General features: G+C 69.2%; 15 protein-coding genes and 2 tRNA genes. 4 read left to right on the top strand and 13 right to left on the bottom strand.

The window, feature by feature from the left end:
- Window positions 1-120: 120 nt before the first annotated feature.
- Window positions 121-957 carry a PrsW family intramembrane metalloprotease gene (locus NS283_RS18560; protein ID WP_058595338.1) on the bottom strand — a complete coding sequence of 279 codons (837 nt, stop codon included), beginning with the start codon at window positions 955-957 and terminating at the stop codon, window positions 121-123.
- Between the two features lie 234 nt (window positions 958-1,191).
- On the opposite strand from NS283_RS18560, the gene NS283_RS02655 reads away from it, so the two are divergent.
- A complete protein-coding gene (locus NS283_RS02655) occupies window positions 1,192-2,130 on the top strand; it encodes a MauE/DoxX family redox-associated membrane protein (protein ID WP_058595337.1) in 939 nt (312 codons plus the stop codon).
- A 47-nt stretch (window positions 2,131-2,177) separates the two neighbouring features.
- Here NS283_RS02655 and NS283_RS02650 read toward each other — a convergent pair.
- The 10 genes from NS283_RS02650 to NS283_RS02605 form a co-directional block, all read right to left on the bottom strand.
- Window positions 2,178-2,266 (bottom strand) — tRNA-Ser (locus NS283_RS02650).
- Between the two features lie 98 nt (window positions 2,267-2,364).
- The gene (locus NS283_RS02645) at window positions 2,365-3,633 is read right to left on the bottom strand and encodes an LCP family glycopolymer transferase (protein ID WP_058595336.1); all 1,269 of its coding nucleotides are present in this window, start codon (window positions 3,631-3,633) and stop codon (window positions 2,365-2,367) included.
- A 128-nt stretch (window positions 3,634-3,761) separates the two neighbouring features.
- Window positions 3,762-4,181 (bottom strand): ATP-binding protein, encoded by a 420-nt coding sequence (locus tag NS283_RS02640; protein WP_058595335.1) that lies wholly within the window; start codon window positions 4,179-4,181, stop codon window positions 3,762-3,764.
- The gene (locus tag NS283_RS02635; RefSeq protein ID WP_058595334.1) at window positions 4,171-4,503 is read right to left on the bottom strand and encodes an STAS domain-containing protein; all 333 of its coding nucleotides are present in this window, start codon (window positions 4,501-4,503) and stop codon (window positions 4,171-4,173) included. The genes NS283_RS02640 and NS283_RS02635 overlap by 11 nt, the downstream gene beginning before the upstream one ends.
- Window positions 4,500-5,690, bottom strand: coding sequence for a PP2C family protein-serine/threonine phosphatase (locus NS283_RS02630; RefSeq protein ID WP_081317216.1), 1,191 nt, complete (start codon window positions 5,688-5,690; stop codon window positions 4,500-4,502). Before NS283_RS02630 ends, NS283_RS02635 begins: the two co-directional genes overlap by 4 nt.
- Window positions 5,687-7,738, bottom strand: coding sequence for a glycosyltransferase (locus NS283_RS02625; RefSeq protein WP_081317215.1), 2,052 nt, complete (start codon window positions 7,736-7,738; stop codon window positions 5,687-5,689). The genes NS283_RS02630 and NS283_RS02625 overlap by 4 nt, the downstream gene beginning before the upstream one ends.
- The gene (locus tag NS283_RS02620) at window positions 7,735-10,167 is read right to left on the bottom strand and encodes an OpgC family protein (RefSeq protein WP_058595332.1); all 2,433 of its coding nucleotides are present in this window, start codon (window positions 10,165-10,167) and stop codon (window positions 7,735-7,737) included. Before NS283_RS02620 ends, NS283_RS02625 begins: the two co-directional genes overlap by 4 nt.
- A gap of 618 nt (window positions 10,168-10,785) precedes the next feature.
- On the bottom strand, window positions 10,786-11,058 hold the full coding sequence (locus NS283_RS02615; RefSeq protein WP_058595331.1) for a type II toxin-antitoxin system RelE family toxin: 273 nt from the start codon (window positions 11,056-11,058) through the stop codon (window positions 10,786-10,788).
- Window positions 11,055-11,339 (bottom strand): type II toxin-antitoxin system Phd/YefM family antitoxin, encoded by a 285-nt coding sequence (locus NS283_RS02610; RefSeq protein WP_193751314.1) that lies wholly within the window; start codon window positions 11,337-11,339, stop codon window positions 11,055-11,057. The genes NS283_RS02615 and NS283_RS02610 overlap by 4 nt, the downstream gene beginning before the upstream one ends.
- 328 nt (window positions 11,340-11,667) lie before the next feature.
- Window positions 11,668-11,752 (bottom strand) — tRNA-Ser (locus NS283_RS02605).
- A gap of 83 nt (window positions 11,753-11,835) precedes the next feature.
- Here NS283_RS02605 and NS283_RS02600 point away from each other — a divergent pair.
- Together NS283_RS02600 and NS283_RS02595 are read left to right on the top strand one after the other, a co-directional pair.
- Complete coding sequence (locus NS283_RS02600; RefSeq protein ID WP_058595330.1) at window positions 11,836-13,113, top strand: DUF2254 domain-containing protein; 1,278 nt, start codon at window positions 11,836-11,838, stop codon at window positions 13,111-13,113.
- Window positions 13,114-13,239: 126 nt separating this feature from the next.
- On the top strand, window positions 13,240-13,434 hold the full coding sequence (locus NS283_RS02595; protein WP_058595329.1) for a PLDc N-terminal domain-containing protein: 195 nt from the start codon (window positions 13,240-13,242) through the stop codon (window positions 13,432-13,434).
- A gap of 3 nt (window positions 13,435-13,437) precedes the next feature.
- On the opposite strand, the gene NS283_RS02590 is transcribed toward NS283_RS02595, so the two are convergent.
- The gene (locus NS283_RS02590; protein WP_058595328.1) at window positions 13,438-14,334 is read right to left on the bottom strand and encodes an HAD family hydrolase; all 897 of its coding nucleotides are present in this window, start codon (window positions 14,332-14,334) and stop codon (window positions 13,438-13,440) included.
- Entirely contained in the window at window positions 14,331-15,599 is a 1,269-nt protein-coding gene (gene serS / locus NS283_RS02585; protein ID WP_058595327.1) for a serine--tRNA ligase, read from the bottom strand. Before serS ends, NS283_RS02590 begins: the two co-directional genes overlap by 4 nt.
- A gap of 165 nt (window positions 15,600-15,764) precedes the next feature.
- Between serS and NS283_RS02580 the strand changes: the two genes are divergently transcribed.
- On the top strand, window positions 15,765-17,054 hold the full coding sequence (locus NS283_RS02580) for a diacylglycerol kinase family protein (RefSeq protein ID WP_193752617.1): 1,290 nt from the start codon (window positions 15,765-15,767) through the stop codon (window positions 17,052-17,054).
- Window positions 17,055-17,093 lie beyond the last annotated feature (39 nt).

The raw sequence follows: 17,093 nt of genomic DNA, 5'->3' as shown, positions 1-17,093 counted from the left end.
GGGGATCTCCGGGGGTAGGGGAAGGCGACGAGAGTCTTCAGCGAGGATATCGGCGCTGCCGAGACGGAGGGGCTTGTCGCCGCGGACCGGCCCCTCCGCTGCAGCGACCGAGGGAGCAGGTCAGGCGGGAACCGGATGGGGCGTTGCCGGCGGCGTCGCGGAGGCTTCCGACATATCGTCGTCGGGCAGCGGGGGTGCGGGATGCTTCTTCGCCACATGACGCCAGATCGGCACGCCGATCGCGATCACGACAAGCGACCCGCCGAACTCCGCGAGCAGGGACAGAAGGTCGCTTCCCGTCAGAGCGAGGACGATTCCGCCCGACCCATCCCATGCACCGTGCAACAGAGCGACCCCCACGTACGTCCCGAGCACAAGCCACGACAGGCGGAAGCGACCCGTCTTCGCCGCGGCCGTGAAGAGCGCCGCACCGAAGAGCGAGCTCCAGAGGACGTGGCCGAACGGAGCGAGCAGACCGCGGCCGACGGCCTCCCGCGCAGCGTCGATGATCGGGTCAGCGCCGCCCACCGACGAGGCGATGTAGAACATGGTCTCCAGTACCGCGAATCCGAGGCCGACGGCACCGCCGACGAAGAGACCGTTCCGCGTGCTCTTCGCGAGCTTCCAACCGACGATGACGATGACGATTCCCTTGCACAGCTCCTCCACGAAGCCGGCCATCGACAGCGCGAGAATGCCCTTCCCCCCGAATTCCGCCTGCGGGATCATCCCGATCAGCTTGTCCAGGGTCGCTCCGGCGGTGATCGCGAGCGTACCGCCGATCACGGCGGCGACGACGAGATTCACCGCGGTGATGGTGTCGGTGGTGCGCAGCCGATGCACCATGATCCAGAAGATCGTCGCCGGAACGAGCGCGGCGCCGACGAAGATCCAGGTCTCCTCCACCGCCGTGTTTCGCAGGATGTGCAGCACGACGATCCCGAGGTAGAACCACACCGCCAAGCCTCCAAGGAAGAACCAGATGGTGTGGGGGCGGCGATGCTCGCGGCGCAGCGACGCGTGTCTGTGTGAACGAGTGATGTGCTTCTCCGCCGTGGTCACGGCTCTCCCCCTGTCCGGAACGCCCAGCGCGCCCTGAGTCAGAGTGTGGCAGAGCACATCACCCCGTCGTGGCCGAATTTCACCCGACACGCTCCCCCGCCCACTCCCGGGCGACGCGATGCTGAAAGGATGCCCGTCCTCACCACGCTCCCTCCCTTGCTGCTCCTCGTCGTCGTCGGCGTCAGCGGGGTGAGCAAGCTCTTCGATCTCGGCTCCGCCGCGACGACGATGCGCGCCCTCCGACTCGGCGCTCTTCCCGCCCGGCCGACCGTCGCTGCGGCGGCGTCGGCGGAGCTCGCCGTCGCCCTCGGGCTCGCCTTCGGCACGCGCGAGCTCTTCTCCGGGGCGGCCGTCGCCTCCCTCGTCGTGACGCTGGCCTTTCTCACCGTCGCCGTCCATGCGCAGCAGCAGCACTCCACCGACGAGTGCGGATGCTTCGGGCGGGTGGCATCCACCCGGGTCGGCCCGTGGATGACGGCGCGCAACGTCGCCCTCACCGTCCTCGCCGCGGCGACACTCGCGGGGTCGATCGTCGACCCGCCCTCGATCGCCCTTCTGCCGCGAACGTTCGGAGACCCCGCGTCGATGCTGGCCCTCGCCGTGACCGGCGCCGCGGTCGCCGTGATCGGAGCGTCCTTCCGGCCCGATTCGGCGACGGCGACCGCGGCGGCGGAGTTGCCCCTGCTCACCCCCGACGGAACGGTGGTGGTTCCGCGGCAGCGCGCACTGCGCGGGCGCGCGCAGCTCCTGCTGTTCGTGCGCCGCGGCTGTGCGCCGTGCGAGGCGCTGATCGAGCGCGCGACGACCGACCTGGCCGAACTGGATGCCATCGACGTCCGCCTCATCGCCGCCGTGGGCGACGATCAGCGCCTCGCGACCGACGAACCCATCCACACCGATCTGTCGGGGAGGTTCGCCGAGTCCCTCGGCGTTCCTCCGGAACGGCCGGCCGGCATCCTCCTGACCACCACCGGCGATCGTCTCCTCCCCTTCGCCGTGGGCGCGGAGGAGACGAATCTGCTCATCGACACCGTCGTCGCCGCGCTCCGCGAACAGAGGCTCGACTGACGCAGCAACGAGAAAAGCCCCGGCGAACCGGGGCTTTTCTCATGGTGCGGAGACGGAGGGATTTGAACCCTCGGTCCCCTTACGGGGACTCCACCTTAGCAGGGTGGTGCACTAGGCCTGACTATGCGACGTCTCCAGGTGATCGACGCCGAAGGCGCGAGCACACCGGTTCATACTACCCGCTCGCGCCCTGGCATCCGAATCCGAACCGGCCGGGATGCCAGGGCGAGAGCGTCAGCGGACGTTGCCGTTCGAGCAGGTCGCCTGCGCCGCGGTCTGACCCGCAATCTCCGACGGCAGGGTGATCGCCGACGAAGAGGGGTCGGGGGTGGGCGCGGCGCTGTCGGTCGGTGCCGGGGTGGCCGTGTCGGTCGGCGTGGGCTGGGCGTTCTCGTCGACGACCACGCCGTCTCCGTCGCTCAGGTTGCCCGAGAGCTGCAGCGGCTGGTTCGCCGCGAGCGCGGCCCAGAGCGTGTCGGCCGCGTCGTAGTCGGGCACGACGCGGTTCGGGTCGGCAGAGTCGGTGAACGTCGGGTACTGGATGAAGACGATCTCGCTGAACGGGACGTCCTTCACGGCGGACGCGATCTGAACGAGCGTCAGCGGGTTGGTCAGCGATGTCGACGGGTCGACGTTGCGCAGCGCGGTCGAGGCGAGCTTGTAGAGGGTCGCCGGGTTCGACAGCACCTCCTGGCTCTTCAGCTTGTTGGCCAGGCGCGACATGTACTGCTGCTGGTTCGAGATGCGGCCGAGGTCGCCGCCGTCGCCGACCCCGTGACGGGTGCGCAGGAACTGGAGCGCGTCGAGGCCCTGCACCGTGCGCATTCCTGCGGGCCAGTCGATGCCCGTGTACGGATCCTTGATGCCGTTGGCGATACACACGTCGACGCCACCGATCGCGTCGGTGATGTTGATGACCCCGCCGAAGCTGACCTTCGCCGCGAACGGGATCTCGAGTCCGCTGAGCTTCGAGATGGTCTGCACGACGCACGACAGCCCGCCGTACGAGAAAGCGCTGTTGATCTGCTGCTTGCTCATTGCGGAGGTCTCGTTGCCGTTGGCATCCGTGCACGAGGGAATCGGCACCATGAGGTCGCGCGGGAACGAGATGACGGTCACGCGTCGCGGCTCGTCGGAGATGTGCACGAGCATGTTGACGTCGTTGAGACTGCCCTCGGAGTCAGCGCCCGTGCAGCGGTCGCCAAAGAGCGAGGCGAAGGCGGGCTCGCACTCGTCGGTACCGACGAGCAGCATGTTCACCCCGCCCTTGAGCTCGCCGATGTCGGGCGGAACGGCGGGCTGGCCCTTCAGCTCGACCGCGTCGGCGGTGAAGCTCGACGACAGGTCGTAGATCGCGTACGCACCGACGCCGAAGCCGGCGACGAGAAGAACGGCCAGACCCACGGCGACACCGCGAAGGATCTGGCCGGCGGGGCTGAGCGTCCGCAGACGTCCGTGACGCGCGACGGTTTTCTGCCCGCGCGGGGTCGTGCTCTTGCTCACTCGGGTCCTTTCGGGGACGGATGCCATCGGCAGGACATCGCATCCCGGCATCGCACCTGGGCCGCGGCCACAGGTCGGAGCCATCTTAGGGACGCGCGGCTGAGAATCGTGTGAGGGTCAGGGGAATCTCACACGGAGCGGGGACCGACACGGCGGACGAGGCGCCAGAGATTCCCCCGGTGGCGCTCGACCGAGAGCTCGTCGCACACCGCAGCCGCGATCGCGAGACCGCGGCCCGATTCGGCGAGCGCGTCGGCCATCGTGGCGGCGGTGAGGTCGAGGTGCACCGGCGGTGCGGAGTCGCGCAGGACCGCGCGCAGCTCGTCGCCGGCCGACAGCTCCACCGACAACGACACCTCGTCACCGCCCCGGGGCGCGTGCACGGCGATGTTCGTGGCGATCTCGATCACCGCGAGCGAGAAGAGCGAGAGATCGTCTTCGGCGATGTGCGGAACGCAATGAGCCAGTTCCTCGAGCGCGCCGTGCAGCCCTTCGACGAACGCGAGAGTCGCGGCCCCCTCGCGGGTGACGGTGATCTCAGACACCATCGAACGCACCGTCGGCGTCGGGGTACACATGGAGGACCCGATCGAGGTTGGTCAGGCGCAACACCTGTCGCACCTGTTCCCCCGCGGCGGCGATCCTCAGGTCTCCCCCGGCGACGCGTGTCGCTTTCAGGGCACCGATGAGTGCCCCGAGACCAGAGGAGTCGATGAAGTCGACTCTCTCGAGGTCGACGACGAGCCGGGTCCGACCGGCCGCGACGAGATCCGAGACCTCCGCTCGGAGCTGCGGGGCGACCGCGGCCGTGAGCCTTCCCTCGACCCCCAGGACGACCGCGTCCGCAGACTCGCGTCGTTCGATGTTCATCGTGCTCCTTCCCAGGCGACGTCGCCGTCGCGCGCCACCACCATCACCGTCACGTCGTCCGTCGCCGTCGCGCCGCGCGCGAGGCGGGCGGCCTCGTCCAGCGCGCCGGCGATACCGTTCTCGCGAAGAACGCGCCGTACGTGCCCGAGGGGATCCGACGGATCCAGCACATCCAGCAGACCGTCGCTGCACACCATGAAGATGTCGCCCGGAGCGAGCCTCGTCTCGGCTTCGGCGCGCGCGTCCGCCAAACCCATCCCCAGCGGCATCCCGGTGGAGAAGAGGTGCTCCCACGTGTCGTCCGCGCGCAGGATGTAACCGAGGCTGTGCCCGGCATCAACGAAGCGCAGGATGCCCGTACCCGCCTCCAGCTGGGCGTGGAACGCGGTGACGAAGGTGCCGAGGTCGGCGACGTCCGCCTCCAGCAGGCGGTCCGCCTCGCGGATGGCATCCAGGAGCTCTCGATCGGGGAGCGTGCGTAGCGAGGCGCGCAGGCCGACCGCCAGGAGGGCCGCGCCGAGGCCCTTGCCCATGACGTCGGCCAGAGTGAAGCGAACCCCCTCTCCGACCGGGTACCAGTCGTAGAGGTCGCCCGACATCTGGCCCGCGGCGACGGTGACGGCCGCGATCTCGTATCCGGGGAGTTCCGGCGCCGTGCGGGGGCGCAGGGTGCTCTGCACCGCCACGGCGTCATCGAGCTCGTTCTGCCGGAGGATCTCGGACTGGACCCACGCGGCCAGGTCGCGGAGCAGGTCTTCCTCGCGCTCGTCGAGCGAGCGGGGTTTCGTATCGAGCAGGCAGAGGGTCCCGATGCGTTCGCCCCCGGCCGCTTGCAGGGGATGACCGGCGTAGAAGCGCAGGTGCGGGTCTCCCTCGACGAAGGGGTTCGCGGCCCAGAGCTCGTCGGCGCTCGCATCGGGGATGACGACGGTGCGCCCCTCTCGCACGGTGAAGTCGCAGAACGCATCTTCGCGCGGCGCCTCGCGCCCGCCGAGACCGATCTCGGACTTGCGCCACTGCCGGTCGCGGTCGAGGAGCGTCACGCTCACCATGGGCACGCCGAACACCTCCTGGGCGAGGCGCGTGACGCGGTCGATGCGCTCGTCGCGCGGGGTGTCGAGGATGCCGAGCTCCTCGATCGCCCGCTGCCGGGCTGCATCGTCGAACTCCGGGATGGTCACACTCATCGGCGCTCCTTTCGCGACGACCGCCGCCCGTGCTCGGCGAGCCGCTCAGCCTCGGCGACGGGGTCGTACCCGGTGAAGGTCGCCGCCTGGAAGAGCACGCTGAGCACCACAAGATCGTAGATCGCCCACGCGATGTTGACGGCGGTGCCGATCGGCTCGGCACCGTTGACGAACAGGCGGATGGCGCCGACGATGATCGCCACGACCAGCAGCCCCATGACGACCAGCTGGGTCTTGATGAGGTGCCACTGCGGCCCGTTCGTGCTCGGACGCGTCTTCGGGGTCACGGCGAAACCGAGCGGAATCCGCAGGACGACGTTCGTGAACGCCGTGGAGCACGCTTTCAACCACACCGGGAACAACGCCAGGCTGTACTGCTGCCCGCGCCACGTGGGAGCCCCCTTCGCCGCGACGAAGAACAGCAGCTGATTGACGAGCATGAACGGGATGAACCGCGCGAAGAAGTCCCCCGCGTACGCGTGGACGGGAAGGATGCCGAGCACCAGGAAGATGATGGGGGCGGCGAAGTAGACCACGGCGGCGTACCCCGACAGGTAGCTCCACATCGTGGCGAAGTACATCAGCCGCTGGGGTAGCGACATGCCCCACTGCACGAGCGGGTTCTCGCGCAGGAGAACCTGCATGGTGCCCTGCGCCCAGCGCAGCCGCTGGGTGAGCATGGTGCCGAGGTCCTCCGGCGCAAGACCGTCGGCGAGCAGCTCGTGGTGATAGACGCTCTTCCAGCCCAAGCCGTGCATGCGCATCGACGTCGCCATGTCCTCGGTCACGGAGATGGTCGCGAGCGGCATGACCGGCTGCGCCTCCCCGGCGCGGTCCACGCCGATGGTGCGCAGCACCGCCTGCACGGCCTCGAGCGCGTTCAGCGGAGACAGTTCACGCGTGGCGAGCGCGGCGACCGCCTGCTCCACGTCGAACGCCTGCTCCTCGGGGCTCGCTCCCGCGCCCGCGGGGCCGGCCAAGGCGGCCAGCTCGCGGAGGTCGTCGTCGATCCCCGCGACGTCGGACGCCACGATCGATTGGGTGGCGGCATCCACTCGGCGGTGCAGGCGATAGGTGACCTCGCCCAGCGGCTCACGCGCCCGCAGGCGCGACCGGGCTTCGGCGACCCCTGCCGACACCTCGTCGAGAGCCGCCGAGACCGCGGGGTCGGATGCCGCGGGTGAGGTGCGCGCCTTCTCGATCACGCGCGTCGCGCTGCGCAATGCGCGGGCGACCGACTGATCGAGTTCGCGCACGTATCCGACGATGCCGAGCTGCATGAGGGCTTCGCGTCGAAGGATGGCGTTCGAGCCGCAGAAGAAGGCGGCGTTCCACCCGTCCTTGCCCTGCTGGATCGGACCATAGAACAGCGGCGCCTGGCTGCCGAGGGGGTCGCCCGTGGCCACGTTGCTGAAGACCTGCGGCGTCTGCACGAGTGCGACGCGCGGATCATCGAAGTAACCGAGCGTGCGGTCGAGGATCTCGGGTCGGGGGATCATGTCCGCGTCAAGGATGAGGATGAACTCGCCGTCGGTGGCCTGCAGGGCGTTGTTGATGTTGCCGGCCTTCGCGTGCCGGGGACGATCGTCCCACTCGGCCCCGCGCGAGATGTATCCGATGCCCGCGGCCTCGGCGCGGTCTCGCATCTCGGCGCGCCCGCCATCGTCGAGGATCCACGTGTGGTGCGGATAGCGGATGCGCTGCGCGGCGAGAGCCGTGGCCATTACGAGGTCGATCGGCTCGTTGTACGTCGCGATGAAGACGTCGACAGCGAGACCCTCGGAGGGTGGGGGCGGCGCCGGTCGGCCGCGAGCCTTCCACATCATCATCCCGAACAGGCAGACGTCGATCAGGCTGTAGGTCTCGGCGGCGATGAGCGGGACGGCGATCCACCACGCATCCCAGTTGAGCGAGAACAGCCATCGCCACGAGACGTAGTTGACCCCGAGAAGGATCGTGAGCACGACGACGATCCGCAGGACGAGCAGTCGCCCTTCGCTGATGCGAGTGTCGTCGGTCACGGCATCCGTCCTTTCCGGCCCGTTCATCGCGGCACCACCGCGAAGAGGAATCGCGTGCGCACCATGACCCACAGGAGGGCCAGGACCACGACGTTGGCGAGGGTGTCGAGCAGGAGGTCGCCGCGTGTGAGGAACGGGATGCTGGCGACCGCGAGGGCGAAGAACACGTGCATGACGAACACGTACAACGTGGACTGTCCGAGCGGTATGAGGAAGCCACCGGCGACCGCGGCGATCGGCTTCCAGAAGGTCGTGAGCAGCGCGTAGAGCGCCACCACGAGCACGAGGACGTTCATCAGCCGACCCGGGGCGAGATAGGTGCGTTCGAACAGCGCCCCGTAGACGCCGCGGAACGTGTTGTCGGAGATCAGGGCGAGGCGCGGGTCGCCCGGGGCCGGCGCGTACGGGTTGTTCCACGAGAACAGCATCAGCGCGACGGCGACCGCCACGATCGCGATCAACGCGACCCGGCCTGCCCGCGTGGCGAACCACGCGAGGATCTCTCGCCGATGGAACCCGGCGACCATCCCGACGACGAAGAGCAGCTGCCACACCAGCAGCGGGAAGGAATCCTCGAACTGGGCGGGGACCAACCGGAACCGCGTGACGTGGCCCACCACGTAGAGCGCGAGACTCGCGCCCAGCACCCACGGCCACCAGCGCCGCCCGAGCGCCCACAGCACGAGCGGGGAGATCAGCAGCAGAACCACGTACAGCCCCATGACGTTGAACTGCCAGGGCCCCATCCGCAGGAGGAGGAAGTCGATCACGACCTGCGGATCCACGGGGTACTGCAGCAGGCGGTCGGCTCCCGCGTAGAGGTCGTAGACCCGTCCCGTCGCACCGGTACCGGCGGCACCCGTGCCCTGGTCGGTGAAGGTGGTGACCGCCCGCCCGTTCAGGAAGGGGAGGAGCGACAGGAAGAAGATCAGCACCACGACCACCAGCGCGGTGCGATAAAGCTTCCACGAGCGCCCGGCGGTGCGAATCACGACTTCTCCGATGCCGCCCGACACGAGTTTCGGCCGATAGACGAGACCGAGCACGGCACCCGAGAGCAGAACGAACAGCTCCGCGCCCGAGACGACCCCCAGGAACTCCTGCGTCCCGATCTGCAGGTAGCTCGCGAGACCGAGGTGATTCACGACGACGAAGACGATCGCGAGACCGCGCAAGAGGTCGATGCGGGCGTCTCTCGAGGGCGAGCCGGCGTACCGCAGTCGCTGGGCGCGGGCCGAGCCGCGGGTCGCGAAGATCACCAGACCCGCGATGAGGGCGACGACCACCGCGACGACGATCCAGCCCGCCCACCCCTCCACGGGGGTCGATACGGCCGACGATCCCGAGGGCTCGCGCACCGGGCCGAGCACCAGGTCGGAAGAGCGCAGGTCGCTGACGAAAGCCGTGCGCACGGCATCCGACGACAGGGTCACGGACCAGTCGATCACCGTCTCGCCCACGACGCCGCGCGTGGTGGCGGTGTCTTCCCAGATGACCGCCGCGAGCGAGGGAAGCAGACCGGATGCCACCGCCCCCTCGATCTGCCGCCACCAGGCCGACTTGACCTCGAGCTCGGAGGCACCGCCGACGCTCGCGCTGTAGAAGGCCGCCGTCTCGATCAGCAGGGGCCGGTCCGGTGAGGAGTACACACCGGCGAAGTCCGGGGTGCCGGATTCGTCAGCGCCGGTCAGGCGCGAGACGAAGGCGTCCGGGTCCGGCACCACGTTGCGGGCCTCCACTCCGCCCGTCTCGTCGAAGTAGAGCGACAGCCCCACCGCGTCGACCGCGGAGTCGCCCGGGTAGTAGGGCGCGTACGGATCGTCGGCGGAGGTGAGAGCGCCGTCGCCGTCGGTGTCGGTCCCCGCGGGTGCGGGGGTGGACGTCGCCGCGAACGGGTAGTCCCCGCCCCAGAACGGTGACCACACGAGAGCCGCGTCGGGGAGTCGCTCGTGCACGACGTCGGCAAAGAGGGTGAACGCGGCGCGGTACTCATCGGGGCGCTGTCCCCACCCGACCCACGTCGTGTTCATGTCGGGCGCGAAGCTGAGGTAGAGGGGGGCGCCCGTGGGCCGGGCGATCCGGTCGAGCGCGTCGACGAAGGCCTCCGCGTCCACGCGATCGAGCTCGGCGAGCGGCACCGTGGGGTTCACGGCGACCACCGAGATCGCGCCGGCCGCGGCGGTCTGGTCGAAGAAGCCCGCCAGATACCCCTTCTCCGTATCCGTCAGGGGATACGAGACATCGCGCTGATAGACCGCGCTGGGGGCCCCGAGTCGTTCGGCCTGGTCGGCGACATTGTCGCGGCTCCAGTCGAGGATCGACCCGAAGTACGCGCCGTCTCGCGGGACGAGGTCTGTCGGCTCGCCTCGATCGGATGCCAGCGCTGGCGGCGCGCTCAGAAGAACGACGAGGAGAGCGGCGAGGAGGGCGATGACCGATCGGCGGACACCAGCCATGGAGGGGCGATTCCGCGGAGCGGTGTCCTCCTCGAATTCCCGGTTCTGCACGTGGAGCCAGCCCCCGATTCCGTCGACTGACTGGACCCTATCGAAAGGCTGTGAGGGTGAGGGCGGGTGGTACGGAGAACGCAATACAGGCGTCCGGAGCCGCAAGCGACGGAGGGTTCGGAGCTCCCGTCGCCGCCCCAGGAGAAACGCAGCGCCTGCTCGGCTGGACCACGAAGCGGGCCCTGCCACGTCGGCGACGTCGTAGAACGCGATCGGCTGCCCGGGGCCTAGCGCCGCGAAGCCATCGAGACCGGTGTTCGCGTACATGCGCAGGGATGCCGCGCCACGAAAGCCCGCCATCGGTCCGAGTTCGTTCCCAAAGGCGACATCCATGTGGGCACCGTCGGGGTGAATCCGGCTCACCCGACCCGGGACATTCACCTCCGCGACTGACCCGCGGCGGCTGAGGCTCGCCGGATCCGACTGCTTCTCTCACGGTCATCCAGACGGCACCGACAACGTCTTGGACCACCGTGACGACGAGCGAGGCCCCGATCGCGCACCCACGCCTCGAAGGCGAGAGTCTCGATGAGGTGCCGCCGACCGGAGCGGGATTACCTGACTGGATCAGCGGCGATAAGCGTCGCGACGATGAACGACGGAAACGACCTCGATGATCAGACGCTCATCGACGATCCGATAGAGCACTCGGTACTCGCCCCGGCGAGCCGAGTAAAGCGGAGCCAAAGGTTCGCGGAGTGGTTTCCCTACTCGCCGCGGGTTCTCGTGGAGAGCCCCGACGATGAACTCGAAAGCCGCAGCCGCCACCTTCTCGGGAAGATCGTGCTCGAGCGCACGACGCGCACTTCGAGTGAAGACGACCTCGTAACCGTCAGTCATGCAGAAAGGCGACCACGAGCGCTCATCGCAGCACGCACCTCCGCGGCGGAAGAGACGTCTCCGGCCTCGAGCTCCGCGAGACCACGCCTGATCGCATCGACCTCGTCAGGACGACTCAGGACATCGACCGTCTCGAGCAGCGCGTCGTAGTCGTCCGCGCTCAAGAGAACGGCGACTCGGTCTCCGTTCTTGGTCACGTCGAAGCGCTCGTGGGTTGTCCGTGCCGACTCGACCAGCTTCGAGAGGTTGGCTCGTGCGTCGGCTAGCGAGAGCGTCGTCATGTACAGAATTATAGCGCGCTTGCCGCTCCGCACCGCTGGAGTTGGGCGATGTCCTGTGCGCACGGGACGGCCGTCCATATCAACCGAGACACGCCCGGCGCCCCCGACGACCGCGGCCTCCCGCTCCGCCGGCCATAACGACGGAAGCGGCCCCCTGCGGGAGCCGCTTGCGTCGTTGCGGAGGGTGTGGGATTCTCCCCACCGCCCCTCCACGCGCCGCTGTGCGACGCGCGGAGCCTCCGGCGGCGTGGGCCCAACTCCGTTCGCCTCCCGCTCAGCCGGCCATAACGACGGAAGCGGCCCCCTGCGGGAGCCGCTTGCGTCGTTGCGGAGGGTGTGGGATTCGAACCCACGGGACATTGCTGCCCACTGGTTTTCAAGACCAGGTCCATCGGCCGCTCGGACAACCCTCCCGGTCGTCCGAGTCTACCGAGGGCGCGGCGGACCGCGCGTCCAGCCCCGTCGCCGTTGCGAAGCCGTGAGTAGCGTCGAGGGTATGGCGAAAGCAGTGCGCGGGTCGGTGGCATCCCTCTTCCTCCGTCTCGGGCGCCAGGTGTGGGTGCGCGCGGCGATCTTCACCGTGATCGCGGTGCTCGTCGCGCTGGCCGCGCGGTTCCTCGGACCGCTGCTGCCGTTCTCGCTCTCGATCGACCTCGGGCAGAACGCGGTCGGATCGCTCCTGCAGATCATCGCCACGGCGATGCTGACCGTGAGCACCTTCTCGGTGACGGCGATGGTCACCGCCTTCTCTTCCGCGACGACGACGGCGACCCCGCGCTCGACCTCGCTGCTCATCGCCGACCCGACCTCGCAGAACGCCGTGTCGACGTTCGTCGGCGCCTTCGCGTTCTCTCTCGTCGGAATCGTCGCGCTCTCGACCGGGTACTACACCGACCAGGGCAGGACGATCCTCTTCGTCGGCACGATCGTCATCATCGCGATCGTCGTCGTGACGCTCCTGCGGTGGATCTCGCACCTCGCCACCTTCGGGCGCATGGCCGACGTCATCGACCGCGTCGAGAAGGCGGCGACCGCCTCGCTCGAGGTGTTCGCCGCCTCCCCCGCGCTCGGTGCACGTCGAAGCACCGGCATCCCGGCGGATGCCGAAGCCGTGGTCGCTGAGGAGGTGGGCTACGTCACGAACGTCGACATGGCCGGCCTCGATCGACTCGCGCGCTCCCATGACGTCGACATCCACGTGCACGCCGCCCCTGGGCGCATCGCCGACGCACGAGTGCCCCTCGTGTTCGTGCGCGGGACGATCGACGACAGCCTGAGATCCGGCATCCGTCGCTGCTTCCGGATCGAGCACCACCGCACCTACGAACAGGATCCCCGCTTCGGGGTGATCGCCCTCACCGAGATCGGCAGCCGCGCGCTCTCGGCCGCGACCAACGACCCGGGCACGGCGATCGAGGTGATCGCGGCCCTGCAGCGCGTGCTCACCCGCGCCCTGGTCACCGAGCCGACGCACGATGTCGAACACGAGCGCGTCTTCGTGACCCCGCCGACGTGGGAAGACCTCGTTCACGACGCCTTCCGTCCGCTCGCGCGCGACGGAGCGGCCGACATCGAGGTCCAGGTGCGCCTCCAGAAATGCCTCGCCTCACTCGCGGCGACCGCACCGGCCCGCGCCGGAGTGTTTCAGGATGCCGCTCGCGCGGCGTCCGACCGCAGTCGCCGCGCTCTCGACCGGAGCGATACGCGGGTCCTGCGCGCGGCGATGCGCGAGGCCTGGGGGGGGGGGCGGCATCCGTTCCTGAGCGAACGCTAAGCCGCGGATATCGGTTCACCCAGCGCCGTCCACCGGCGCTTGAATCCGCCGGACGGCAGGCGTAGACCGAGAGAAACAGCCCACCGCCCTCCGCAGCGGGCCTTGTTCGACAAGGAGGGGAACCCCATGCTCATCGTCTTCGCACTCATCTACGCGGCATCCATCTGGGCCACCGTCGTCACGATCCGCGACGCGCAGGTCTCCATCGGGCTGAAGGCCACGTGGGCGACGGCGCTGCTGCTCCTGCCGCCGTTTGGGCTTCTGGCGTGGCTGGTCGCGAGCGTCGTGAGCCACCGCCCGGGGCACGCCGCGCACATCTGAGAGCTAGAGAGCGCGCAGCACCGCGGCGACTCCACCCTCGGTCACCGAGAGGCCGACCTCGCCCGCGGCCGCGTGCACCTCGGGCGGGCCCTGGTGCATCGCGATCGCGCGGCCGCCGTTGCGGACGGCCCACTGCATCATCTCGATGTCGTTGCGGCCATCGCCCATCACGAGCACACGCTCGGGCGGGATGCCGAGCCACTCGCGCACGAGTTCGAGAGCGGTCGACTTGTCGACGCCCTGCGGAGCGATGTCGAGCCACGCGGTCCACCCGATCGCGTACGACACCTGGCTCAGGCCGATGCGCTCGACGAGCTGGAGGAAGTCCTTATCGGTCTTCTCGGGTGCGACCACCACGACGCGGCACACCGGCTGCTCGGACAGCTGATCGAAGCTCACCCGGTTGGCACCCTCGAGGTTCCAGTCGTCGAGGTAATCGGTGAACAGGCGCGAGCCGTCGGGAAGCTCGACCAGGAAGTGCGCTCCGGCGAGATGCTCGCCGAGGAGGGTCAACACCTCGGTCGGATCGAACGTCTCGACGTGCGCGCGCTCGTAGGGCGCGGCATCCCCTTCTCCGGTCCGACGCATCACGATCGCTCCGTTCGAGCACACCGCGTACTCGGGACGGATGCCGAGACGGTCCATGATCGTGTGGGTGCTGTCCCAGCTGCGACCGGTCGCGAGCATGACCTCGTGCCCGGCCGCCTGAGCGTCGGCGACGGCCTCGACGACGCCGGGGCTGAGGGTGTCGTCTTCGAGCAGGACCGTCCCGTCGATGTCGAGCGCGATCAGCATCCGCGCGACGGGGGCGTCGGCGAGGTCGGCGACGGCGTCAGCCGCCTCCTGCTTCGGCGCGCTCTCGACGGCGCCGGTGTCGGGGAGAGCGGCCTCGTCGGTCACGCGATCGGCTCCATGATCTCGAGCCCACCCAGGTACGGGCGGAGCACCTCGGGCACCGTCACCGACCCGTCTTCACGCTGGTGCGTCTCGAGGAGGGCGACGATCCAGCGGGTGGTCGCGAGCGTGCCGTTGAGCGTCGCGACCGGCTGCGTCTTGCCGCCCCCCTCGGGGCGGAAACGCGTCTCGAGCCGGCGCGCCTGGTAGGTCGTGCAGTTCGAGGTGCTGGTCAGCTCGCGGTAGGCGTCCTGCGTCGGGACCCAGGCCTCGATGTCGAACTTGCGCGCGGCGCTGGAGCCGAGATCGCCCGCGGCGACGTCGATCACGCGGTACGCCAGCCCGAGGTCTTGCAGCATGCCCTCCTGCATCGCGACGAGACGGTCATGCTCGGCCTCGGCATCTGCCGGGTCGGTGTAGACGAACATCTCGAGCTTGTTGAACTGGTGCACGCGGATGATGCCCCGGGTGTCCTTGCCGTAGGAACCGGCCTCGCTGCGGTAGCACGTGGACCACCCGGCGTAGCGCTTCGCGCCGCGCTCGAGGTCGAGGATCTCGTCCATGTGGTAGCCGGCGAGCGGGACCTCGCTCGTGCCGACGAGGTAGAGGTCTTCCTTGTCGAGGTGGTAGACCTCGTCTGCGTGCTGGCCGAGGAAGCCGGTGCCGCGCATCACCTCGGGACGGACGAGCGTCGGGGGGATCATCGGCGTGAACCCGGCCTGCAGCGCCCGGTCGAGGGCGAGGGTCATGAGCGCGAGCTCGAGACGCGCGCCGATGCCGGTGAGGAAGTAGAAACGACTGCCCGACACCTTCGTGCCGCGCTCCATGTCGATGGCGCCGAGCTTCTCGCCGAGCTCGAGGTGATCGCGCGGCGCGAAGTCGTAGGTCGGGATCTCACCGTGCGTGCGGAGGGTGACGAAGTCTTCCTCGCCGCCGGCGGGGACTCCCTCGAGCACGATGTTCTCGATCTTCGCCAGCGCCTCATCGGCGGCGGCCTCGGCCTCGCTGACCGCGTGCTGCGCGGCCTTGACCTGCTCGCTGAGCTGCTTGGCCTCGGCCACGAGGGCGGCCTTCTCGTCTTTCGGCGCCTGCGCGACGCGCTTGCCGTGCGCGTTCTGAGCGGCGCGCAGCTCTTCGAATTCGGTGATTCGGGCGCGCCGCAGCTTGTCCGCCTCGATCGCGTCGTCGACCGACGCGGGCGATTCCCCGCGGGCGATCTGGGAGCGCTTCACGAGCTCGGGATCTTCACGCAGCAGAGTCAGGTCGATCACGCGTCCATCCTACGGTCGGCGCCGACTGCGAATCCGCGCCCGGACGGCACGCACCGAGCCCGGGGACCCCGGGCGCGTCGCGACGGCTATGCGCCAACGGCATCCGGTCGTCAAGCCCGGACGATTCGCCCGTTCCGCAGTGGATCGCGGTCCTATGGTTGACGCATGGCCGCCCCTGACGAGCCGCGTGACGACGCGGAGTCCCCCGAGAACGTCCCCTCCGACGCGCCCGACGAGGTGAAAGCCGACGCGGCCGCGGCCGACGGCTCCCACGAGCACTTCGACGCCGCTCGGTTGGGCGACGACGTGGCCGATCATCCGCGCAAGGACGTCCCGCATCCGAAGGACGCCGCGGAGCCCGACGACACCATCCGTCAGCCGGAGGACATCGAGCCCGACTCCTCGGCCGAGTTGCCCGGCAAGACGCAGCGCGTGGACGCCGAGGGCGAGGAGGCCCCGATAGACGCCGAGCGCACGCAGCAGAAGCGCGCCGCTCTCGTCTACAACCCCACGAAGGTCGAGCCCGAGGTGCTGCGCGCCCGGGTGGCCGAGCTCGCCGCCGACGCCGGGTGGGCAGAGCCGCTGTTCTACGAGACGACCGTCGACGACCTCGGCGATGACGCGACCCGCGCCGCTCTCGACGAGAAGGTGGATGCCGTGCTCGTGGCGGGCGGCGACGGTACCGTGCGCGCGGTCGCCGAGGCTCTCACCTCCACCGGCGTCCCGCTCACGATCGTGCCCAGCGGCACGGGGAACCTCCTCGCGCGCAACCTGAACCTCCCGCTGACCGACACCGACGCGATGATCCGCGCCACCTTCGAGGGCGACATCCATTCCATCGACACCGGGCTGGCTCGCATCCGCCGCGCCGACGGCGAGGTCGAGGAACACGGGTTCTCGGTCATGGCCGGCATGGGCCTGGACGCCGCGATGATCCAGAACACCCGCGACGACCTGAAGAAGCAGGTCGGCTGGGTCGCGTACGTCGACGGCGCCGCCCGCTCCCTCGTGAACGCGAAGCCTTTCCGCGTGATGTACCAGTTGGACGAACACCGCCTGCACTCGGCGAAGGTGCACAGCGTGCTCTTCGCGAACTGCGGCGCCCTGCAAGGCGGAGTGGCCTTGATCCCCGATGCCTCCATCGCCGACGGTCGCCTCGACGTGGCCGTGCTCCAGCCGACCGGAGTGCTGGGCTGGCTGGGCGTGTGGAGGAGCATCGTGTGGGACAACTCCGTTCTGCGCCGCTTCCGCGCCGGTCGCCGTGTGCTCGAACGCCGAAAGGACACGTCGGTGCGGTACCTCCGCGGCACGGGCATCGAGCTGGCGACGGCACCGGCACAGCCCATCGAGCTCGACGGCGATGAGTTCGGCGAGGCGACCCGCATCTACACGCGCATCGTGGCGGACGGTCTCGTCGTGGCACTGCCGAAGGGGCACGACGTCTCGACGCTCTGACGGGGCCAGCGGGCCGATCGCGCGGGCGGGTGTCAAGCC

This window comes from Microbacterium testaceum, from assembly GCF_001476285.1.
Lineage (GTDB): Bacteria > Actinomycetota > Actinomycetes > Actinomycetales > Microbacteriaceae > Microbacterium > Microbacterium testaceum_B.
This window is presented reverse-complemented; position numbering and strand designations above follow the sequence as displayed.